The organism is Pseudorhodoplanes sp. (assembly GCF_059499825.1).
Window position 1 is genome coordinate 32,970 of the sequence record NZ_JCABZI010000004.1, and the last position, 22,140, is coordinate 55,109.

Consider the following 22,140-nt stretch of genomic DNA (forward strand, 5'->3'; position numbering starts at 1 on the left):
ATGCGGTTACCGCGCGGCAAAAAAACCGCCGCGTCACGCGGGATCAGGCGGCCACGGTGCCGGTTTTCAGGGCCTGCTCGCGAATTCGCGCAAGGCTGTCGGTCTTTCCCAGCACCGTCAGCACGTCGAAAATTCCGGGAGAGGTCACGCGGCCGGTCAGAGCGGCGCGCAACGGCTGCGCGACCGAGCCGAGTTTCACATTCGCGGAGTCGGCATAAGCGCGGACCGCGGCTTCGGTGCTTTGCGCCGACCAGTCGGGCAGCGCCTCGAAATGCGGAAGCAGGCCGCGCAAAAGGTCGCGCGCTTCGGCGGTCAGCAGCGCCCGGGCCTTGTCCTCCATCGGCAAGGGCGGATCGGACCAGATGAAGCGGGAATGGTCGAGCAGTTCGACCAGCGTCTTCGCCCGTTCCTTCAGACCCGGCATTGCTTTCAGCAGCTTGTCGCGCATCGCCTCGTCGAGCTTCGCCTTCAGCTCCGGCCCGCCGGCGAGATAGGGCAGCGCCTGCTCGAACGCATCCAGCAGCGCGGTGTCCGACATCGACCGCATGTAGTGACCGTTCAGGCTTTCCAGCTTGACGAAATCGAAACGCGCCGCCGAACGGCCGATCTGCGGGAGGTCGAACAATTCGATCATCTCGCGGGTCGAGAAAATCTCCTGGTCGCCATGGCTCCAGCCGAGCCGGACCAGATAGTTGCGCAGCGCCTCCGGCAGATAGCCCAGCGCCCGATAGGCATCGACGCCGAGCGCGCCGTGGCGTTTGGAGAGTTTCGATCCGTCCGGTCCATGGATCAGCGGGATATGCGCCATGACCGGCACCGGCCAGTCGAGCGCTTCATAGATCTGCTTCTGGCGCGCGGCATTGGTCAGGTGATCGTCGCCGCGGATGATGTGGGTGACCCCCATGTCGTGATCGTCGACCACGACCGCGAGCATGTAGGTCGGATTGCCGTCGGAGCGCAGCAGCACGAGATCGTCGAGATCCTGGTTCTGCCAGACCACACGGCCCTGGACCTGATCCTCGATCACGGTCTCGCCGGTCAGCGGCGCCTTCAGCCGGATCACCGGTTTCGCGCCGGGGGGCGCTTCGGACGGATCGCGGTCGCGCCAGCGCCCGTCATAAAGCCGCGCCCGGCCGGCGGCGCGGGCCGCTTCCCGCATCTGCGTGAGCTCCTCGGGGGTCGCATAGCAGCGATAGGCCTTGCCGGACGCCAGCAATTGTTCGGCGACCTCGCGGTGACGCGCGGCGCGGGCGAACTGGTGAACCGCGTCGCCGTCCCAGGTGATGCCGAGCCAGGTCAGCCCGTCGAGGATCGCATCGATCGCGGCATCGGTGGAGCGCTCGCGGTCGGTATCCTCGATTCGCAGCAGCATCTTGCCGCCCTGGCCATGCGCATACAGCCAGTTGAACAGCGCCGTGCGGGCGCCGCCAATATGCAGAAAGCCGGTCGGGGAGGGTGCGAAGCGGGTAACGACGGTCATCCGGGGGGCGTATCGGTTTCGGTTCGGCCCATCTATCATGGTGCGCGAACATTCGGAAACAGCGCTTGGCGGCTTATTGCGGCAAGGACGGGGCAGGGTTACCTGAAACTTCCGCAGCTTGGCTCAAACACACGAATTTGGCAGACAGGCGCCGGCGAACCGGTATCGCCGGCGAGAGAGGCAAAATGGCCGCAGACGACACGTCGACTTTGGAAGCGGGGCGCGATTTCATCCGCGACATCGTGCAGGCCGATCTCGATTCGGGACGGCACAAAAGCGTCGTGACCCGGTTTCCGCCGGAGCCGAACGGCTACCTGCATATCGGCCACGCCAAATCGATCGGCCTGAATTTCGGCATCGCGCAGGAATTCGGCGGGCGCTGCCACCTGCGTTTCGACGACACCAATCCGGTCAAGGAGGAGCAGGAATATATCGATGCCATCAAGGAGGACGTGCGCTGGCTTGGCTATGACTGGGGGCCGCACCTTTTTTACGCGTCGGACAATTTCGAGCAGCTCTACGAATGGGCCGAACTCCTGATCAGGGAGGGCAAGGCCTATGTCGACGACCAGTCGCCTGACGAAATGCGGGCGACCCGCGGCACCCTGACCGAGCCGGGCAAGAACTCGCCGTTCCGCGACCGCTCGGTGGAGGAGAATCTCGACCTGTTCCGGCGCATGCGGGCCGGCGAATTCCCAAACGGTGCGCGCGTGCTGCGGGCGAAGATCGACATGGCCTCCGGCAACATCAATCTGCGCGATCCGGTGCTCTACCGGATCCTGCATGCGCATCATCCGCGCACCGGCGACGCCTGGAAGATCTATCCGAGCTACGATTATGCGCATGGTCAGTCGGATGCGATCGAGCATGTCACGCATTCGATCTGCACGCTCGAATTCGAGGATCACCGGCCGCTCTATGACTGGTGCATCGAGAACCTGCCGGTGCCGTCGCGGCCGCGCCAGTACGAGTTCGCACGGCTCAACCTGAGTTACACCGTCTTGTCCAAGCGAGTGCTGAACCGGCTCGTGCAGGACAACCACGTGTCCGGCTGGGACGATCCGCGGATGCCCACGCTTGCGGGATTGCGCCGGCGCGGCGTACCGCCCGCAGCCTTGCGCGATTTCGTCAAGCGCATCGGCGTCGCCAAGGCCAACAGCGTGGTCGACATTGCGATGCTCGATTTCTCGATCCGCGAGGCGCTGAACAAGACTGCGCTTCGGCGCATGGCGGTGTTGCGGCCGCTCAAGGTTGTGATCGAGAATTACCCCGAGGGGCAGAGCGAAGAACTCGATGCCGTGAACCATCCCGACGATGACAACGCCGGCACCCGCAAGATCCGCTTCGGCCGCGAGATCTATATCGAGCAGGACGATTTCATGGAGGACCCGCCGAAGAAGTTCTTCCGGCTATCTCCCGGCAAGGAAGTGCGATTGCGCTACGCCTATTTCGTCACCTGCCGCGAGGTGGTGAAGGATGCGGCCGGCAACATCGTCGAGCTGCGCTGCACCTACGATCCGGAAACCAAGGGCGGCAACGCCCCGGACGGCCGCAAGGTCAAGGCGACCATCCACTGGGTCTCGGCACAGGATGCGGTCTCGGCCGAAATCCGGCTCTACAATCCGCTTTTCACCAACCCCGCGCCGGATGCCGCCAACTTTGCCGGCGAACTGAATCCCAACTCGCTGGAGATTCTGGCTGACGCAAAGGTCGAGCCGGCGGCGATCGCGGATCAGACCGGCGAGCCGGCGCAGTTCGAGCGGCAGGGTTATTTCGTGCGCGACCGCGACTCCACGTCCGGCCGCCCGGTCTTCAGCCGGACCATCGGGCTGCGGGACACCTGGGCCAAGGTTTCGGCGGTTAGTTGATCGCTTTCGCAAAGGACGCCGGCTGATGTAGCCTCAACCCCCGGTCGAGTGCCGGGGGCGGGGGCTCATGGCTGGCGAGAGCGATCCGAAAGGTCGCGAGCGGGCGGAGGCGCGCAAGGGCGCGCGGGCCGGCACGTGGCCGCTTGGAGGACGCACCCGCGATGGATCGTCCGGCTGGCCCGATGCCCTGTCCCCTTTGTTGCAGGGCGCCGGCGCGCGCATGGGCAGCTGGATCGCCCATGACACCGCGCCGGGACGCCTCATTCCCTGGCTGCCCATCGCCTTCGGCTTCGGCGTCGTCCTCTATTTCGCCGCGGATCGCGAGCCGTTTCTGTGGGCCGGCATCGCACTCACGGCCGCGGCGATACTTCTATGCATCGCGGCCCGCGCCCGACCGATCGCGTTTCCGGTCGCTGTGGCTGCCGCCGCGATCGCATTCGGCTTCACGCTCGCAGCCTGGAAGACCGCTCGCATCGCCCATCCGATCCTCGCGGCGCCCGCATTCAATGTGACGCTGTCGGGCTTTGTCGAATCCAGAGAGGAACGCGAGCGAAGCGATCGTATCGTGATTGCCGTCCATGCCATGAGCGGTGCGCGCCCCGACATCAAGCTGGAACGCGTTCGCGTGTCTGTGCGCAAGGGCATGGCGCCGCCGGTGGCCTCCTTCGTCGAATTGCGCGCAAGACTCAATCCTCCGCTCTCGCCGCTGCGGCCGGGCGGCTACGACTTCGCGCGCGATTACTATTTCCAGCGGCTCGGCGCGACGGGTTTCGTGCTCGGCGCGATCAAACAGGTGACGCCGCCCGAACCGCCCGGAATGCGGCTGCGCTATGCCGCTGCCATCGGGTCGCTTAGGGATGCGATCGACGCGCGCATCCGCGCGGTCATTCCGGGCGACAACGGCGCGATCGCCTCGGCGCTGATCACCGGAAAACGCGATGCGATATCGTCGTCGGTCAACGAGGCCATGTACGTCTCGAGCCTCGCGCATGTGCTGTCGATCTCCGGCTATCACATGGCCGTGGTTGCCGGCATCGCCTTCTTCACGTTCCGCGCCGGCCTCGCGTTCTTCCCTTCGATTGCCAGCCGTTACCCAATCAAGAAATGGGCGGCGCTGGCGGCTCTGTGCATGGCGGCATTCTATCTGCTGCTGTCCGGTGCCGAAGTCGCGACCCAGCGCGCCTTCATCATGACGGCAATCGTGTTGATCGGCGTGATCTTCGACCGGCCGGCCCTGACGCTTCGTACGATCTGCGTCGCCGCCTTGGTGCTGCTCGCGATCTCGCCGGAGGCAATTGTCCATCCGAGTTTCCAGATGTCGTTTGCGGCCACGCTCGCGCTGATCGCGGTGTACGAGCGCGGACTGCCAATCATGTCGGCCGAGCCGGGCACGCCCTTTGCGGCCCGGATGGCGTTATGGGGCGGACGGGAGATCGCGGCGCTCGTCATTGCGTCGCTTGTCGCGGGGTCTGCGACGACACTGTTCGCCGCCTATCACTTTCACAGACTGGCGCCTTATGGCGTGCTGGCAAATCTCTTCGCGATGCCGGCGGTGTCGATCTGGGTGATGCCGGCTGGCATTCTCGGCCTGATCGCACTGCCGTTCGGCTTCGACCGGCCATTCTGGTGGCTGATGGGCGAGGGCATCGAGTGGATGATCGTTGTCGCAACCTGGGTTGCCAGTCTGCCCGGCGCCGTCGGACGGATCCCGGCTTTCGGCGTTGGCACCCTGCTGATCGGCGCTGCCGGGCTGGTGGTGATGTGCCTGTTGCGATCGCCGCTGCGGTGGACCGGCGCGGCGATGGTCGCGCTTTGTATCGTGTTTGCCTGGAGGGCACCGCGACCGGACATCCTTGTGTCGGCCGACGCAAGCATGGTGGCGGTCCGCGATGCCGGCGGAGTCTTGCGGGTCATGGCCAGCCGCCGCGACGGATTCGTCCTGCGTGAGTGGCTTGCCGCCGATGGCGATGCCAGAACCGACAAGGACGAGTCGCTGGCGGAGGGCATTCGCTGCGACCTGGCGGGATGCGTTGCACGGCTGGCCGACGGCCGCGCCGTCGCGCTGTCGCTCAGCGCGGAGGCGCTGATGGAGGATTGCACTTCGGCGGTTTTTGTCGTGACCGCGCGCAACGCTCCGCCGGTTTGCGCCGCGTTGCTGATCGACCGCACTCGCGCGCGCGCTCATGGTGCGGCCGCGGCCCGCTGGGATGGCGGCATGTTCGTGCAGGAGAGCACGCGGCCGCCAACCTACGACCGGCCTTGGGCCCGCGCTCCTGCGGCAGTGGCTACGATCCCCGCACGCCCGGCCCCGCCGCGCGACGCGACACCGCGGCCGGCCGATCTGGAAGCCGACGACGGTCCGTCAGTAACGCCGGAATAGTCCCACCAGTTTGCCCTGAATCCGGACGCGGGTCGGCGGCAGGATACGGACTTCATACGACGTGTTAGCCGGTTCAAGTGCGATGGAAGCGCCGCGCCTGCGAAACCGTTTGAGGGTCGCTTCCTCATCGTCGATCAGGGCCACGACGATGTCGCCGGTATCGGCGGCCTCGGACTTGCGGATCAGCACCGTATCGCCGTCGAGAATGCCGGCATCGACCATCGAATCGCCGCGCACTTCGAGCGCGAAGTGATCGCCCGAGGTGAGCAGGTCCGGCGGCACATTGATGGTGTGGCTTTTGGTCTGGATCGCCTCGATCGGCGTGCCCGCCGCGATTCGGCCCATCATCGGCACCGCGACGGGGCGGCCGCCATCGTCTTCCGACGCGGTTCGCACCCGGCCGAGATTGCCCTCGATCACGCTCGGGGTGAAACCACGGCGGGGCGTGCTGCCCTGGTTGACCGAATCCGGCAGCTTGATCACCTCGATCGCGCGCGCGCGGTTCGGCAGGCGCCGGATGAAACCGCGCTCCTCCAGCGCCGTGATCAGCCGGTGGATGCCGGATTTGGACCGCAGGTCGAGGGCGTCCTTCATCTCGTCGAAGGACGGCGGAACGCCGGCTTCCTTCAGACGCTCGTTTATGAATCGCAGAAGCTCGAACTGCTTGCGGGTCAGCATTCAGGTGTCTCCCGGACAGCGTCAGGATCGTGGAACAATCCCAAGAGATACGAAACAAATCATGAACGAACACTATATGTTCGATATGTGTTCCGCAACCCCTTAATTTGACGTGAAGAAAGCGGGAGATGCCTAAAGGGGAAGCTTCAGGATAACACAGGGTGAACCGGCGGGCGCGGGCGATGCATGCGGTTCGCGGATCACGAGGCAATCGGCATCGGCCAGAATGCGGGTCATCGACGAATCCTGGGTCGGGAACGGAGTGGCCACCAGCGCGCCGCGCGACGACCGCGACAGGCGGGCTCGCAGGTAATCGGCACGCTCGTCGTTCTCGGGCAGGTCGCAGCCGAGCAGGCCATGGTCGAGGGGGATCGAGACGTCGGTTCGGCCGGTCAGGGTGCGCAGCAGCGGCACCAGAAACAGCACCGCGCAGACGAAGGCCGAGACCGGATTGCCCGGCAGGCCCAGCACATGAATCGGGCCGAGCCGGCCATGCATCAGCGGACGCCCCGGCCGCATCGCAATCTTCCAGAACGACAGGTCCATGCCTTCCTGCTTCAGGGCCTGCTGCACCAGGTCATAGTCGCCGACCGAAGCGCCCCCCATGGTGACGAGCACGTCGGCCCGCCGCATCCGCGCATCTTGGATCGCTGCAACGGTATCGGCCACGGTGTCGCGGGCGATGCCGAGGTCGCTGACATCGGCGCCTTCCTGGCGGGCCAGCGCGGCAACCGAATAGCCGTTCGAATAGACGATCTGACCCGGGCCGGGTTGGCGTCCGGGTAGCACCAGCTCGTCACCGGTGGCGAGCAAGGCGACGCGCGGCTTGCGGTGAACCGGTAGGATCGGGTGGTTCATCGCCGCCGCAAGCCCGAGATCGCGGCCGCTCAGGACGCGGCCGCGCGTGAGCAAGGTCTCCCCCTGCTTGAAATCCAGTCCGGCGGCGCGGATATGGCGGCCCTTCCGCGGCACCTCGGTGACGATGACGTTGTCGCCGTCGCGGCGGGTGTCTTCCTGCACCACGATGGTGTCGGCGCCGGCGGGCAACTCGCCGCCGGTGAAAATCCGCGCCGCCTGTCCCGGTCTCACCTCGCCAGTGAACGGCCGTCCGGCCGCGACCTCGCCGATGACTTTCAGATCGGTCGGCGCGCTGGTGATGTCCTCGGAACGGACCGCATAGCCATCCATCGCCGACACATCGACCGGCGGCTGGGTCCTGAGTGAGCGGACATCGTCAGCGAGGACGCGGCCATGCGCTTCGGTGATCGGCACGCGTTCGCTCGGCAGCGCACTCGCTTGCGCCAGCACGCGCTGCAAGGCGTCGGCAACGGGCAGGAGCGCCATATTCACGTCGCCCGGTAGGGACCGGATTTGCCGCCGGTCTTTTCCACCAGATGCACGCCTTCGATGCGCATGCCGCGCTCGGCGGCCTTGACCATGTCGTAGATGGTCAGGCACGCGACCGACACCGCGGTTAGCGCTTCCATTTCCACGCCGGTCGGTCCGGTCACCTTCACGCTGGCGCGCACGGCAATGCCGGGCAGCGCTGGGTCGGGCGTGAGGTCGACGCTCACCTGCGACAGTGCGAGTGGATGGCAGAGCGGGATCAGTTCGTGCGTGCGCTTGGCGGCCATGATGCCGGCGATGCGCGCGGTGCCGAGCACGTCGCCCTTCTTGGCATTGCCCGACATCACGAGGTCGAGCGTGGCCTTGCTCATCACCACGCGGCCTTCCGCGACGGCGACACGCTCGGTCGCCGCCTTGTCGGAGACGTCGACCATATGCGCTTCGCCGGATGGCCCGAGATGGGTGAGCACCTTGTCGGACATGGCTTAGCCCGCCGCCGCGCGGGGCTGGGGCCGAGCAAGCAGCGAACGCGTTGCCTCGGCCACATCGTTCGCGCGCATCAGGCTCTCACCGATCAGGAATGTGGAGATACCGACCGTCGACAATAGGGCGAGATCGGCCGGCGTGAAGATGCCGCTCTCGCCGACGATCAGCCGGTCGCGCGGGACCTTCGGCGCAAGCGCCATACTGACATCGAGTGATGTCTCGAATGTCCGCAGATTGCGGTTGTTGATGCCGAACAGCCGCGACTTGAGCTTGAGCGCGCGGTCGAGTTCGGCCTCATCGTGGATTTCGATCAGTACGTCCATGTCGTAGGAGATCGCCGCGGCTTCGAGTTCATGCGCGGCGGCGTCATCGATTGCGGCCATGATAATCAGGATGCAATCGCCACCCCAGGCGCGCGCCTGCGCCACCTGATAGGGATCGAACATGAAATCCTTCCGGAGCGCGGGCAGGGAGGTCGCGGCCCGCGCCTGCGTCAGGAATTCGGGCTTGCCCTGAAATGACGGCGCATCGGTCAGCACCGACAGGCAGGCGGCACCGCCCTGTTCGTAAGCCTTCGCAATCGCCACCGGATCGAAATCCGCGCGGATCAGCCCTTTTGACGGACTGGCCTTCTTGACCTCGGCGATCAGCGCGTATTGCCCGCCGGCGAGCTTGCGCTCGATAGCGGCGGCAAAGCCGCGCGGCGCGGACCCGGTCCGCGCTTCAGCCTCAAGCGTGGCGAGACTCGTCTCACGCTTCGCGGCCGCGATCTCCTCGCGCTTGTAGGCCTCGATCGTCTTCAGGATGTCGGCCATTGAACTCTCATGCGTTGGACACGTCGATCAGCCGCTCGAGACGCGTCCGCGCGCCGCCGCTGGACAACGCCTTGCGCGCCAGTTCGGCGCCGTCTTTCAGGTCTTTCGCCGCGCCTGCAACCACCAGCGTGGCGGCAGCGTTCATGATCGCGACATCGCGATAGGCGCCGGGCTTGTCCTCCAGCACATCCTTGAGCGCTGCTGCATTGTGGTAGGCGTCGGCGCCGCGCAAAGCTTCCGGCTTGACCGGTGCGATACCGATATCGGCCGGCGAAATCTCGAAAGTGCGGATGTTGCCATTCTCGAGCGCGGCGACCGCAGTCGGCCCGGAGGTCGTGATCTCGTCGAGCCCATCCGAGCCATGCACCACCCAGACCGCTTCCGAGCCGAGATTTTTCAGCACCAACGCGAGCGGCTCGATCCATTGCCGCGAAAACACACCGACGAGCTGACGCTTGACGCTGGCCGGATTGGACAGCGGACCGAGCAGATTGAAGATGGTGCGGGTGCCGAGTTCGACCCGGGTGGCGCCGACATTCTTCATCGCCGGATGATGCGATGGCGCAAACATGAAGCCGATGCCGGCCTCATAGATGCAGCGGGTGATCTCGTCCGGCCGCAGGTCGATCTTGATGCCGAGCGCGGTGAGGACGTCGGCCGCACCCGATTTCGACGACAACGCGCGATTGCCATGCTTCGCCACCGGCACGCCGGCGCCCGCGACAATGAACGCCGCGCAAGTCGAAATGTTGTATGAGCCCGAGGCATCGCCGCCGGTGCCGACCACATCGACCGCGCCGGGAGGCGCCGCGACCTTGGTCATCTTGTCGCGCATCGCGCTGACCGCGCCGGTGATCTCGTCGACGGTTTCGCCGCGCACCCGCAACGCCATCAGCAAGCCGCCCATCTGAGAGGGCGTTGCTTCACCCGACATCATGCGGTCGAAGGCATGCGACGCTTCCTCGCGGGTCAGCGCCGCGCCCGATGCGGTCTTGGCGATCAATGCCTTGAACTCGTCGGCCATGATGCGTCCTCAATGCAGGCGACGCTGCGCGCCGTTCCAGGCGGCGGCGAGGTCGAGAAAATTCTTCAGGATGAGATGACCGTGTTCGGAGGCGATGCTTTCGGGATGGAATTGCACGCCGTGCAGCGGCAGCGTCTTGTGCGAGAGACCCATCACCAGTCCGTCGTCGGTCTCCGCGGTGACTTGAAGCGCGTCCGGCAGGCTATCGCGCCGGACCACCAGCGAATGGTAGCGCGTCGCCTTGAACGGTCCATTGATGCCGCGGAACACGCTCTGCCCCTCATGCCGGATATCGGAGAGCTTGCCATGCACCGGCGAGGGCGCGCGCACTACCTCGCCGCCGAAGGCCTGGCCGATTGACTGATGGCCGAGGCAGACGCCGAGGATTGGCACGCTGTCCTGAGCTTTGGCGATCAGGTCGAGGCAGATGCCGGCCTCGTTCGGGGTGCAGGGTCCGGGAGAGAGCACGATCGCGTCGGGCTTCATGGCGATGACCTGATCCGCGCTCACGGCGTCATTGCGGTGCACAGCGACGTCCGCTCCCAGCCCGCCCAGGTAATGGACGAGGTTGAAGGTAAAGCTATCGTAATTGTCGATCAGCACGATCATGCGGCAACCCGGGCGTGTCGCGGGTTTAGACGCGGGGTTTCTGGGGGTCAAGCGGAGCCGGATGTCAGGACCAGGGTCATGAAAACGCTGTTCGGATCGAGCACATAGGAGCCGAACGGCTGGCAGTCGACGAAGCCGCGGCTCCGGTACAGCGCCACGGCGGGCTGAAAGTAAGGCGCAGACCCCGTCTCCAGACTCAGCCGCGCCAGCCCGGCATCTTGCGCCGCCGCGATGATGTGCTCGACCATGACGCGGCCGGCGCCGCGGCGTCGATAGGCCACGTCCGTATACATCGACTTGACCTCGCCATGATCCGGCGAAAGCCGCTTCAACGCACCGGTGCCGACAAGGGCGTTGTCGTCCCACATCGTCCAGACACTGACATCGGGTGACTTCAATCCGGAAAGATCCAGCGCATGCGCGCTGCACGGCGCGGTTTCCGCGCGCGCGCGAGTCACGTGCGTCTGTATCATCGCAATCACGCGCGGATCGTCGAGGTCGGCCGGGACGATGCTGAACATGCCGAAGCTGCTCCCCCGCGGAAGGCGATGGATATCAGCCCCTGTGGATCGGGTCGATCCAGGCCACGTTTTCCGGCTTCTCGACCGGCTCGATATCGAGATTGACCACGACGGCCTCGTTGTCCGAGCGCACCAGCACGCATTCCAGCACCTCGTCGGGACTGGCATTGATCTCCTGATGCGGCACGAAGGGCGGCACGTAGATGAAATCGCCGGGGCCCGCCTCGGCGACGAACTCGAGATTTTCGCCCCAGCGCATGCGGGCCTTGCCGCGCAACACATAGATCACGCTTTCCAGTTCGCCATGATGGTGCGCGCCGGTTTTCGCGTTCGGATGAATATTGACGGTGCCGGCCCAGATCTTCTGGGCGCCGACACGCGCGGCATTGATCGCGGCCTTTCGATCCATGCCGGGCGTCTGCGCGGTGTTGCCGTCCAGCGAACCGGCTGGGATCACACGCACACCGTCATACTTCCATTTGCTCTCGTGTGAATGGTCGTGGTGCGAATGATCGTGACCCATCTCTCTCTTCCCTGTGTTTGTTATTGCCCGCGCCCGGCGCTGCTCGCAAAGCGCTGCGCTTCCTCGGCGGCGCGGAACAGCGCCTTGGCCTTGTTGACGCATTCCTGCTGCTCGGAGGCAGGATCGCTGTCGGCAACGATGCCGGCGCCGGCCTGCACATACATGGTGCCGTCCTTGATCACGGCGGTGCGCAGCACGATGCAGGTGTCCATCTCACCAGCAGCCGAGAAATAGCCGACGCAGCCGGCATAGATGCCGCGCTTCTCCTTCTCCAGTTCGTCGATGATTTGCATCGCCCGCACCTTCGGCGCGCCGGAGACGGTGCCGGCCGGAAAGCCTGCGATCAGCGCGTCGAGCGCATCGCGGCCCTCGGCGAGCTCGCCCTCGACATTCGACACGATATGCATGACCTGGCTGTAACGCTCGATGAAGAACCTGTCGGTGACATCAACGGTGCCGATCTTCGCCACCCGTCCGACGTCGTTGCGTCCAAGGTCGAGCAGCATCAGATGCTCGGCGCGTTCCTTCGGGTCGGCGAGCAATTCGCGCTCCAGCGCCATGTCCTCATGCGGCGTCGCACCGCGCCGCCGTGTGCCCGCGATCGGCCGGATGGTGACGCGGCCCTCGCGCACCCGCACCAGGATTTCCGGACTCGATCCCGCGATCGCAACTCCGTCGAGATCGAGAAAATACAGGAAAGGCGCCGGGTTGACCCGGCGAAGCGCGCGATAGAGCGAGAACGGCGACAGATCGAACGGCGTCTCGAAGCGCTGCGACAACACCACCTGGAAGATGTCGCCCGCCGCGATGTATTCCTTTGCCCGCGCCACCATGGCGGAATATTCGGCGGCGCTGGTATTCGACGTCGCATGCGCGGCAATGCCGCCGGAATGCGCCTCGCGCATCGATGCCGGCAGCGGCGCATCGAGACGGTCGACGATCGCGGTCAGCCGTTCGCTAGCCCGCGCCAGCGCCGCCTTCGCGGTGATGCCGGGCTCCGGACGCACCGGCGTGACGATGGTGATCTGGTCCTTCACCAAATCGAACACCACGACAATGGTCGGGCGGATCAGCAGCGCATCGGCCGCGCCAAGCGGATCAGCGTTGACGTTCGGCAGGTGCTCCATCTGCCGCACCATGTCGTAACCGAGATACCCGAACAGCCCGGCCGCGGGCGGGGGCAATTCGTCCGGCAGATCGATCCGGCACTCGGCGATGAGGGTGCGCAGCGCCTCGAGCGGCGGCTGCGGGCAGGGCACAAACGCGTCTTTCGCGTGCGCGGCGGTGCGGTTGATCTCGGCGATGGAGCCGCGGGCGCGGAAGATCACGTCGGGCTCAAGGCCGATGATCGAATAGCGGCCGCGCACAGCGCCACCTTCGACCGATTCGAACAGGAAGCTCATCGGCCGGCCGTCCGCGATCTTCAGGAAAGCCGAGACCGGCGTTTCGAGATCGGCGACGAGATGTGTCCATACGACTTGCGGCGCGCCACTGTTGTAGCGCGCCGCGAATTCATCCGGTGCAGGCTCGATGATCATCGCCATCCGGCGCGAGCATGCGCCTTACACTCCGCTAGTTCGTTGTGCCGCCGCCGATCACTTGATTGAGCGCGCCCTCGTTGATCGTCGCACCCAGCGATGACTGGAGATTGGCGAGATATTGCGCGACCAGATCCTCAGTCAGCATCGAGGTGAGGCCGTCGCGAATCCGCTTCGCGTCGGCGGAATTCGGATCGATCGCCGGCACCGTGACGCCGGTGACACGGAACACCACCCATTGCGTGGCGCTCGAGCCTTGCGCGCTTCCGACGTCGTCCTTGGGAGTCTGGAAAACGGCGTCCAGCGCGGTGGCCGGGAAATCGCCCTGGGTGCGGTCACGGCGCAGCGCCACGATGAACTGCGGCTTGGCGCCGATCGCGGCCGCTGCATCGGCGATGCTTGTCGCCTTGACCTTTTCCACGGTCGTCTTGGCGAGTTCCTTGAGCTTCGCCGCAACCTGATCGTTACGCCAGCGTTCGATCACCCGATCGCGCACGTCATCGAGCGGACGTTCACGGGACGGCGTGCTCGAGGCGACCTCATACCAGACATAGCCGTCGCCCTTGGCGAGCTGGACCGGGTCGTTTTCCATACCGACCTCGGCGCCGAAGATCGCAGAATACAGATTGGCGCCATCAGGCAATTGCGACACCGGCTTGCCGTCGGGACCGCGGCCGGAGCGATCGACCGCCTCGATGGTCTGCACCGGCAGGCCGACCTTTTTCGCAAGCTCCGCCAGCGTGCCGCCGCCGCCGCGTTCATCCTCCAGCTTGTCATACAGCGTGCGGACTTCGGCGCGCGCGCGCGTCAGCGCGAGTTCGCGCTTCAGGTCGGCGGCCACTTCGTCGAACGGACGCACCGTTTCCGGCTCGACCTTGCCGACATGGATCAGCACGGTGCCGAACCGGCCCTTGACCGGTTCGCTGGTCGTGTCGGGCGGCAGCGCGAATGCGGCATTCGCAACCGCCGGATCGAGGATCTGCGACTTCGGCACCATGCCGAGATTGACGTCGCTGCCCTTGCGCTCGGGAGACGCGGCATAAGTGTCGAACGTCATTCCCGGCTGCTTGATTTTTTCCAGCGCCTCGCGGGCATCGGCTTCGGTCGGGAAAACGATCTGATGCACCGCCCGCCGCTCCGGCGTGACGTACGTCGCGCGATCGGCGTCGTAGACCTTCTTCGCGTCCTCATCCGAAATCGTCATCGCCTTTGCGAGCGCTTCGGCGGACAGCGTCACGACATCCACCTTGCGGAATTCCGGCGCACGAAACAGATTCTTGCGCTCGTCGTAGTATTTGGTCAGCTCCTCCGGCGTGGGGTCGGCGATCTCGCCAACCTGATCCGGCCCGAGCACGATGTAGTCGAGCGCACGCAATTCGTTGACGAAACGATTCTGAGCATCGATCGCAATTTCCGGCGTCTTCAGTTCGCCGGCCAGGCTGCGGATGATTTCCTGCTGCAGCATCTGCCTGCGCCGTTCGGCGACGTAGCGCGCTTCGGTATAGCCGAGCTCGCGCAGGATCGCGTTGAAGCGGTTGGGATCGAACTGGCCGCTGATGCCGCGGAAGGACGGGTCGTTGCGGATCTGCTGGGCGACAAGCTCGTTCGGCAGGTTGAGGCCAAGCCGGCGGATATCCTCTTCGAGTGCGGCTTCCGCGATCATCTGGCCGAGCAATTGCCGATGCAGCCCGAGCGCACGGGCCTGATCGGCCGGGATCGGCTTGCCGACCTGACGAATCAGGCGCTGCATCTGTTCGTTATAGGATTGCCTGAACCGCTCGACGCCGATCTCGGTCGAGCCGACCTTGGCGACGGTCGAGGTGCCGAAGCCGCGGAAAATGTCGCCGATGCCCCAGACCGCGAACGAAATCGCGATCAGGCCCAGCAGGGTTCCGGTGATCAGGCGGCCAAGCCAGTTGCGGGTAGCGTTTTGAATTCCGCGCAGCATGAGAGCTCAGGGTCTTTCGTGGTCGGCGATGACGTGAAAAGGACGCGCATCATAGAGACGGCGGCATGACGCTGCAACACGCTGAGAAGTCACGGGAAAGCGCTGGCTCAAGGGTCGACCGTCTGATAGCCGGATGCGTTCTGGGGTGGAATTCAAGCGAAAGAAAGAGGGTCTATGGCTCACCAACCGCGTCCGCTGGTCGCAGGTAACTGGAAGATGCACGGCATTGCCGCATCGGTCGCCGAATTGGAAGCGATTATTGCGGGCGCCGCGAGCCATCCGCCGTCGGCCGATCTGATGATCTGCCCGCCGGCCACCCTGATCGCGAGCTTCGCCAAGGCGGCGGCCGGGTCGACGGTCGCGATCGGCGCGCAGGATTGCCACGCCGAGGTCTCCGGCGCCTTTACCGGCGATCTGTCCGCCGAAATGCTGAAGGACGCGGGTGCCACCGCCGTGATCGTGGGGCATTCCGAGCGGCGCAGCCTGCATGGCGAGAGTGACGAGATGGTGAAGGCCAAGGCGATGGCCGCCGGCCGAGCCGGCCTGACCGCGATCGTCTGCATCGGCGAAACCAGCGAGGAGCGGGAGGCCGGCGCCACCATGGCGCGCCTCAAGCGCCAGCTGGACGGGTCGCTGCCCGACACGCTGGAGCGGCTGGTGATCGCCTATGAGCCGGTCTGGGCGATCGGCACCGGCCTCACACCGACCCCCGCCGATGTCGCGGAGGTTCACAAGATGATCCGCAACTATCTGATTTCAAAAGATAAAGCCCAGGGCGAAACGGTCCGGATCCTGTATGGCGGATCGGTAAAGCCACAGAATGCCAAGGAACTGATGGCGGTTCCGAACGTCAATGGCGCGCTGGTCGGCGGCGCCAGCCTGAAGGCGGCGGATTTCCTTGGCATTGCCGCGGCTTACGCCTAGGCAGCGGCGAACCGGCGCGTTTGTCGAGCCGGGGTGGAATTGTGTGACCGGATCATGTACAGACGCGCCCGCATTCCTATATGGCGGGTTGAGAGAAGCGGCCCGCCGCGTGTGGCGGGTTCGGACATCCGCCCAAGGGCGGAGCCAGGGTTTTTATCGATGCAGACCGTGATCATCGTCATTCATCTGCTCATCGTCTTGACGATGATCGGTCTTGTTCTGCTGCAGAAGTCGGAAGGCGGCGGTCTGGGCATGGGTGGCGGCGGCGGCTTCATGTCGACTCGCGGCACGGCCAACCTGCTGAGCCGGTCGACCGCCTATCTGGCCGGAGCGTTCTTCGTCACCAGCCTGCTGCTGTCCTGGATGGCCGGCCACAACCGTGCACCGACCTCGATCATCAATACCGGCACGCCTGCGGGACCCACGGTTCCCGGGCCCGGCGCGCCTGTGGCCCCGCTGGGATCGGGGTCCGGCGGCGTGCTGGATCAACTCCAGCAACGGCCCGCGGCGCCCGCGCAACCCTCGGGGCCGCAGGTTCCGCAATCGCAGTAAGACCCATCACAAGGGCCGGGAAACCGGCCCTTCGAATTTGCAGGGTCAGTTATCCCAAACCTGAGGGGGGCATCCCCTCGTCGAATCGAGTCCGGGTCTCTAAAGGTTAAATCCCATGGCGCGGTACGTATTCATCACCGGCGGCGTGGTGTCCTCACTGGGCAAGGGGCTTGCATCGGCGGCGCTTGGCGCGACGCTGCAGGCGCGCGGCTACAAGGTCCGGCTGCGCAAGCTCGACCCCTATCTCAATGTCGATCCCGGCACGATGTCGCCGTACCAGCACGGCGAGGTGTTTGTCACCGACGACGGCGCCGAGACCGATCTCGATCTCGGTCATTACGAGCGGTTCACCGGACGGCCTGCGAACAAGCAGGACAACATCACCACCGGCCGCATCTATCAGGACATCATCGCCAAGGAGCGCCGCGGCGATTATCTCGGCGCCACTGTGCAGGTGGTCCCGCATGTCACCAACGCGATCAAGGATTTCATCCGCGACGGCAATGACGGCTACGACTTCGTGCTGTGCGAGATCGGCGGCACCGTCGGCGACATCGAGGGGTTGCCGTTCTTCGAGGCGATCCGCCAGCTCGGCAACGACCTGCCGCGCGGCGACGCGCTCTACATTCATCTGACCCTGCTGCCTTTCATTCCGAGCGCCGGCGAACTGAAGACCAAGCCGACCCAGCATTCGGTCAAGGAGCTGCGCTCGATCGGCATCCAGCCCGACATCCTGCTGTGCCGCACCGACAGGCCGATCCCGCCGGAGGAGCGGCGCAAGCTCGCGCTGTTCTGCAACGTGCGCGAGACCGCGGTGATCGAGGCGCGCGACGTCGACAACATCTATGCGGTGCCGGAGGCCTATCACGCCGCCGGACTCGACACCGAATTGCTGTCGATCTTCGGCATGGATGCGAAGAAACAACCGGACCTGAAGCGCTGGCAATCGATCAACGAACGCATCCGCAATCCGGAAGGGCAGGTGACGATCGCGATCGTTGGCAAATATACCGGCCTGAAGGATGCCTATAAGTCGCTGATCGAGGCGCTGGCGCATGGCGGCATCGCCAACACCGTGAAGGTCAATCTCGACTGGATCGAATCCGAAGTGTTCGAACACGAAGACCCGGCGCCGTTCCTCGAACACGTCAACGGCATCCTCGTGCCTGGCGGCTTCGGCCAGCGCGGGGCGGAAGGGAAAATCCGCGCGGCGCAGTTCGCGCGCGAACGCGCGGTGCCGTATTTCGGCATCTGTTTCGGCATGCAGATGGCGGTGATCGAAGCGGCGCGCAATCTGTGCGGGATCGAGGCTGCGAACTCGACCGAGTTCGGCGCCACCGACGAACCCGTCGTCGGCCTTATGACCGAATGGCTGAAGGGCAACGAGCTGCAGCAGCGCGCGGCCGGCGGCGATCTCGGCGGCACCATGCGGCTCGGCGCCTATCCCGCAGCCCTCGCGCGGGGCAGCCGCGTCGCCGACATCTACAATTCGATGGAAATTTCCGAGCGCCACCGCCACCGCTACGAGGTCAACACCGCCTACAAGAACCGGCTGGAGCAGCACGGCCTGCGCTTTTCCGGCATGTCGCCGGACGGGATCCTGCCCGAGATCGTCGAATACGAGGATCATCCCTGGTTCGTCGGCGTGCAGTTTCACCCCGAGCTGAAATCGCGACCGCTCGAGCCGCACCCGCTATTCGCATCGTTCATCGGCGCCGCGGTAGAGCGGAGCAGGCTGGTGTGACGAAGACGGGCAAGGCTTTCATGCGGGCCACATTCGCCTGAAGTCTGTCTTTTTCTTACGATAGATCGGCGGGTGACGCAGCGCTGCCGCGGCCCGGCAATGACAAAAGGCAAAGTAATCGGACATGCCTCGCGGTCTCGACCATATCGTTCATGCCGTGCGCGATCTCGATGCCGGCGCCGAGCTGTATCGGCGGCTCGGCTTCACCGTCGGTGCGCGCAACCGCCACCCGTGGGGCACGCATAACCACATCGTGCAATTTCCGGGCTTCTTCATCGAAGTGCTGACCATGGCCGAGTCAGAAAAGCTCGGCGACGATGGCATCTCGAAACTGTTCGGCGATTTCAACCGGCGTTTTCTGGAAGCAGGCGAGGGCTTCTCGCTTTTGATCCTCGAGAGCAAGGACGCCGCGGCCGATGCACGCGCGTTCGAGGCCGCGAAGATCGCTGCATCCGACGCGCTGCGCTTCGAGCGCGAGGGCAAACGGCCGGACGGCTCATCGGTCAAGGTGGCGTTCTCGCTCGTGTTCGCGCACGATGCGCTGGCGCCTGCGCACAATTTCGCGGTCTGTCAGCAACATTACCCGGAGAGCTTCTGGAACCCAGATTATCAGCGGCACGCCAATTGCGTGACCGGGGTCGCAGGCGCGGTGATGGTCGCGGACAATCCGAGCGACCATCACATCTTCATGTCGGCGCTTGCCGGCGAACGCGAATTGCTGTCGTCGTCGGCGGGCATCACCGTGACGACGCCGCGCGGCGAGATCCAGGTGGTAACGCCGGCGGCGTTTTCCGACTTGTTCGGGATTGCAGCGCCGAATGTTTCGGAGGGCGGGCGGCTTGCGGCCCTGCGCCTCAAGTCATCCGACATGAATGCGACCGAGACTAGTCTGTCGGCAGGAGCCTTCAGCCCGATCCGGCACATGGGTCGCCTGATTGTTCCGCCGGATCAGGCGCTGGGCGCGGCCCTCGTATTCGAGACGGCGCATTGATTCCATAACCTGCCCGGCGCATGGTCGAGACATGTTTGAGCAGGAGCCGATCCGAAAACCGCTTCACACTTTTCGGGCTCATGCTTCATGAGAAACGATGGATAAACCCTTGATCCCGAACCCGGTTGTGGATGTCGGCACCGCGCGCTTCGGCAACGATCTGCCGCTCGCGCTGATCGCAGGTCCCTGTCAGCTCGAGAGCCGTGCGCATGCGCTGGAGATGGCCTCCGCGCTCAAAGAGATGGCGCAGCGTATCGGTATCGGGCTCGTCTACAAGACCTCCTTCGACAAGGCCAATCGCACCAGCGGCAGCGCCGCGCGCGGCATTGGGCTCGACGCCGCCTTGCCGATCTTCGCCGAGATCAGGTCGTCGCTCGGATTGGCGGTGCTCACCGACGTGCACGATGCGGCGCAATGCGCCATCGCGGCGGAGGCGGTGGACATCCTGCAGATCCCGGCCTTCCTGTGCCGCCAGACCGATCTGTTGATCGCGGCGGCGAAGACCGGTCGCGCGGTCAACGTCAAGAAGGGGCAGTTTCTCGCGCCCTGGGACATGAAGAATGTGGTCGCCAAGATCACCGGCGCCGGCAATGCGCGGGTGCTGGTGACCGAACGCGGCGTTTCGTTCGGATACAACACGCTGGTCTCCGACATGCGCGCCCTGCCGGAACTGGCCAAGACCGGTGCGCCGGTGATCTTCGATGCCACCCATTCGGTGCAGCAGCCGGGCGGGCAGGGCACGGCATCCGGCGGGCAGCGCGAATATGTGGCGGTGCTGGCGCGCGCCGCGGTCGCGGTCGGCGTGGCGGGCGTCTTCATCGAAACCCATCAGGATCCCGACCGCGCGCCATCCGACGGGCCGAACATGATCGCGCTGAAGGATCTCGAGCCGCTGCTGAAGACCTTGATCGCCTTCGACCGGCTGGCCAAAAGCTAACAACGAGCCGCCAGAACCGACCCGCCACCGCAACCGACCGCACGCGCAAAAGCCTCAGATGAACCGTGAGCTGCTGATCATTGCGCTGATCGTGTTCGTCACGTCGCTGTTCACCCGTTCGGTCGATCCCGTGGTGCCGCTGATCGCGGACGGGCTTACGGTCCAGATCGGCACCGCGGCGCTGCTGTCGACCGCCTTCGCATTGCCATATGCGGTGATCCAGCCGGTCTTCGGCGCACTTGCCGACATGATGAGCAAGACCAAGCTGATGAGCATCTGCCTGGTGATCCTGGTGCTGTCGGCGCTGGTCAGTGCCACGGCGCCGGATTTCACCACCCTGATGCTGTCGCGGGTCGCGGCCGGGCTCGCATCCGGCGGTATTTTCCCGACCTCGCTTGCGGCGGTCGGCGACCGCATTCCGGTGGCGCAGCGGCAGGTTGCGATCTCGCGGCTCCTGGCCGCCACCATGACCGGCAATCTGCTCGGCGCGTCTCTTGCCGGCGTGGTCGGCGATCTGGCCGGCTGGCGCGCCGTGTTCGTGGTGGTCGGCGTCCTCGGCTTGATCGCCATGGTTACGGCGCTGATCGGCTTCCGCAAGATCACGCCGCCGCCGCCCGCGGGCTTCGATCTCGCGACCATCGGCCCGAATTACCGCGCCATCTTCGCCAATCCGCATGCGAAAATCTGCTTCGGCGCGGTGTTCGTCGAATCGCTCGTGGTGTTCGGCATCTTTCCGTATATCGCCGCCATCCTGGCGGAAGCGGGCGAGACGCGATCGTCGATTGCCGGAATCGTGCTGGCGGGTTTCGGCATCGGCGCTGTCATCTACACGCTGCTGGTTCGGTCTTTGCTGCACCTGGTCGGCGAGACGCGGCTGATGCTGGGCGGCGGCCTGATCATGGCCGCATTCCTGCTGATCCTTACGCTGCAACTGCCATGGCCGCTGGAATTCGCGAATTTCGTGATGCTCGGTTTCGGCTTCTACTGGCTGCATGGCAGCATCCAGGTCTTCGCCACCGAGCTCGCGCCACAGGCCCGCGGCACGGCAATGGCGCTGCATTCGGCGGCGTTCTTTCTGGGACAGGCCGCCGGCCCGATCGTCTACGGAGCCGGCTTCGCGACCATCGGCAAGACGCCGCTGCTCGTTTGCGGCGCTGTCATCATCGCATTGGTCGGCTTTATCTGCTCGCGCACGCTGCGACGCGCGCCAGCAACCACGATCTAGCTTCTCTTGGTTGACGCTTTTTCTTGACGCGAACCGGCGCCCACTTCGCTCGTAAACGCTTTAGCCGCGCCCGCGATAGGGTGCGACGCCCTGTTCGGGCACCCAGACGCCCTTCGGCAGCGTGCCGGCTTGCCAGAAGACGTCGATCGGCATGCCGCCACGCGGGTACCAATAGCCGCCGATCCGGATCCAGCGCGGCTTGAGCAGAGCGTTCAGCCGCTTGCCGATCGCGACGGTGCAGCCCTCATGGAAGGAGCCGTGATTGCGGAAGGAGTTCAGGTAGAGCTTCAACGACTTCGACTCGACCAGGAACTTGTTCGGAACATAGTCGATGACGAAATGGGCAAAGTCCGGCTGGCCCGTGATCGGGCACAGGGCGGTAAATTCCGGCATCGTGAACCGCGCCACGTAATGCGTGTCCGGGTGCGGGTTCGGCACGCGGTCGAGTTGCGCCTCATCCGGCGACGCCGGCAACGGGGTCGGTTTGCCGAGCTGAAGCCCGGATTGAAGCCTGGAGCGGGTGTTGGATTTGCGAGCCATTTGGGGGTCT

The 22,140-nt window shown here is 65.1% G+C and carries 20 protein-coding genes; 8 read left to right on the top strand and 12 right to left on the bottom strand.

Annotated features, from left to right (window positions below; translation table 11 throughout):
• Nucleotides 1-43: 43 nt before the first annotated feature.
• Nucleotides 44-1,480, bottom strand: coding sequence for a glutamate--tRNA ligase (gltX, locus tag AC5I5I_RS06795; protein WP_495971228.1), 1,437 nt, complete (start codon nt 1,478-1,480; stop codon nt 44-46).
• A 185-nt stretch (nt 1,481-1,665) separates the two neighbouring features.
• On the opposite strand from gltX, the gene AC5I5I_RS06800 reads away from it, so the two are divergent.
• Complete coding sequence (locus tag AC5I5I_RS06800) at nt 1,666-3,348, top strand: glutamine--tRNA ligase/YqeY domain fusion protein (RefSeq protein WP_495971230.1); 1,683 nt, start codon at nt 1,666-1,668, stop codon at nt 3,346-3,348.
• Nucleotides 3,349-3,415: 67 nt separating this feature from the next.
• A complete protein-coding gene (locus AC5I5I_RS06805) occupies nt 3,416-5,728 on the top strand; it encodes a ComEC/Rec2 family competence protein (protein ID WP_495971232.1) in 2,313 nt (770 codons plus the stop codon).
• On the opposite strand, the gene lexA is transcribed toward AC5I5I_RS06805, so the two are convergent.
• From lexA to AC5I5I_RS06855, 10 genes are all read right to left on the bottom strand, one after another.
• Nucleotides 5,711-6,406 (bottom strand): transcriptional repressor LexA, encoded by a 696-nt coding sequence (gene lexA / locus AC5I5I_RS06810; protein ID WP_495971234.1) that lies wholly within the window; start codon nt 6,404-6,406, stop codon nt 5,711-5,713. The genes AC5I5I_RS06805 and lexA overlap by 18 nt on opposite strands.
• Before the next feature lie 132 nt (nt 6,407-6,538).
• Nucleotides 6,539-7,750, bottom strand: a complete 1,212-nt coding sequence (locus AC5I5I_RS06815; RefSeq protein ID WP_495971236.1) for a molybdopterin molybdotransferase MoeA — start codon at nt 7,748-7,750, stop codon at nt 6,539-6,541.
• Between the two features lie 2 nt (nt 7,751-7,752).
• Entirely contained in the window at nt 7,753-8,235 is a 483-nt protein-coding gene (gene moaC / locus AC5I5I_RS06820) for a cyclic pyranopterin monophosphate synthase MoaC (RefSeq protein ID WP_495971238.1), read from the bottom strand.
• 3 nt (nt 8,236-8,238) lie between these two features.
• Complete coding sequence (gene trpC / locus AC5I5I_RS06825; RefSeq protein ID WP_495971240.1) at nt 8,239-9,054, bottom strand: indole-3-glycerol phosphate synthase TrpC; 816 nt, start codon at nt 9,052-9,054, stop codon at nt 8,239-8,241.
• Between the two features lie 7 nt (nt 9,055-9,061).
• The gene (gene trpD, locus AC5I5I_RS06830) at nt 9,062-10,078 is read right to left on the bottom strand and encodes an anthranilate phosphoribosyltransferase (protein WP_495971242.1); all 1,017 of its coding nucleotides are present in this window, start codon (nt 10,076-10,078) and stop codon (nt 9,062-9,064) included.
• Between the two features lie 9 nt (nt 10,079-10,087).
• Nucleotides 10,088-10,687 carry an anthranilate synthase component II gene (locus AC5I5I_RS06835; RefSeq protein ID WP_495971244.1) on the bottom strand — a complete coding sequence of 200 codons (600 nt, stop codon included), beginning with the start codon at nt 10,685-10,687 and terminating at the stop codon, nt 10,088-10,090.
• A 47-nt stretch (nt 10,688-10,734) separates the two neighbouring features.
• Complete coding sequence (locus AC5I5I_RS06840; protein WP_495971246.1) at nt 10,735-11,208, bottom strand: GNAT family N-acetyltransferase; 474 nt, start codon at nt 11,206-11,208, stop codon at nt 10,735-10,737.
• A 34-nt stretch (nt 11,209-11,242) separates the two neighbouring features.
• Nucleotides 11,243-11,731: a cupin domain-containing protein gene (locus AC5I5I_RS06845; RefSeq protein ID WP_495971248.1), complete on the bottom strand. Its 489-nt coding sequence runs from the start codon at nt 11,729-11,731 to the stop codon at nt 11,243-11,245.
• A gap of 20 nt (nt 11,732-11,751) precedes the next feature.
• Nucleotides 11,752-13,269, bottom strand: a complete 1,518-nt coding sequence (trpE, locus tag AC5I5I_RS06850) for an anthranilate synthase component I (RefSeq protein WP_495971250.1) — start codon at nt 13,267-13,269, stop codon at nt 11,752-11,754.
• Nucleotides 13,270-13,303: 34 nt separating this feature from the next.
• Nucleotides 13,304-15,217, bottom strand: coding sequence for a peptidyl-prolyl cis-trans isomerase (locus AC5I5I_RS06855; RefSeq protein WP_495971252.1), 1,914 nt, complete (start codon nt 15,215-15,217; stop codon nt 13,304-13,306).
• Nucleotides 15,218-15,391: 174 nt separating this feature from the next.
• Between AC5I5I_RS06855 and tpiA the strand changes: the two genes are divergently transcribed.
• The 6 genes from tpiA (at nt 15,392) to AC5I5I_RS06885 (ending at nt 21,590) form a co-directional block, all read left to right on the top strand.
• On the top strand, nt 15,392-16,141 hold the full coding sequence (gene tpiA, locus AC5I5I_RS06860) for a triose-phosphate isomerase (RefSeq protein ID WP_495971253.1): 750 nt from the start codon (nt 15,392-15,394) through the stop codon (nt 16,139-16,141).
• 159 nt (nt 16,142-16,300) lie between these two features.
• Nucleotides 16,301-16,693: a preprotein translocase subunit SecG gene (gene secG / locus AC5I5I_RS06865; protein ID WP_495971255.1), complete on the top strand. Its 393-nt coding sequence runs from the start codon at nt 16,301-16,303 to the stop codon at nt 16,691-16,693.
• Nucleotides 16,694-16,808: 115 nt separating this feature from the next.
• A complete protein-coding gene (gene pyrG / locus AC5I5I_RS06870) occupies nt 16,809-18,437 on the top strand; it encodes a CTP synthase (RefSeq protein ID WP_495971257.1) in 1,629 nt (542 codons plus the stop codon).
• Between the two features lie 124 nt (nt 18,438-18,561).
• A complete protein-coding gene (locus AC5I5I_RS06875; RefSeq protein WP_495971259.1) occupies nt 18,562-19,428 on the top strand; it encodes a VOC family protein in 867 nt (288 codons plus the stop codon).
• A 97-nt stretch (nt 19,429-19,525) separates the two neighbouring features.
• On the top strand, nt 19,526-20,365 hold the full coding sequence (gene kdsA / locus AC5I5I_RS06880; protein ID WP_495971261.1) for a 3-deoxy-8-phosphooctulonate synthase: 840 nt from the start codon (nt 19,526-19,528) through the stop codon (nt 20,363-20,365).
• A 58-nt stretch (nt 20,366-20,423) separates the two neighbouring features.
• On the top strand, nt 20,424-21,590 hold the full coding sequence (locus AC5I5I_RS06885; protein WP_495971263.1) for an MFS transporter: 1,167 nt from the start codon (nt 20,424-20,426) through the stop codon (nt 21,588-21,590).
• Nucleotides 21,591-21,650: 60 nt separating this feature from the next.
• Here AC5I5I_RS06885 and queF read toward each other — a convergent pair whose 3' ends face one another.
• Nucleotides 21,651-22,130 (bottom strand): preQ(1) synthase, encoded by a 480-nt coding sequence (gene queF / locus AC5I5I_RS06890; RefSeq protein ID WP_495971265.1) that lies wholly within the window; start codon nt 22,128-22,130, stop codon nt 21,651-21,653.
• Nucleotides 22,131-22,140: the final 10 nt, after the last annotated feature.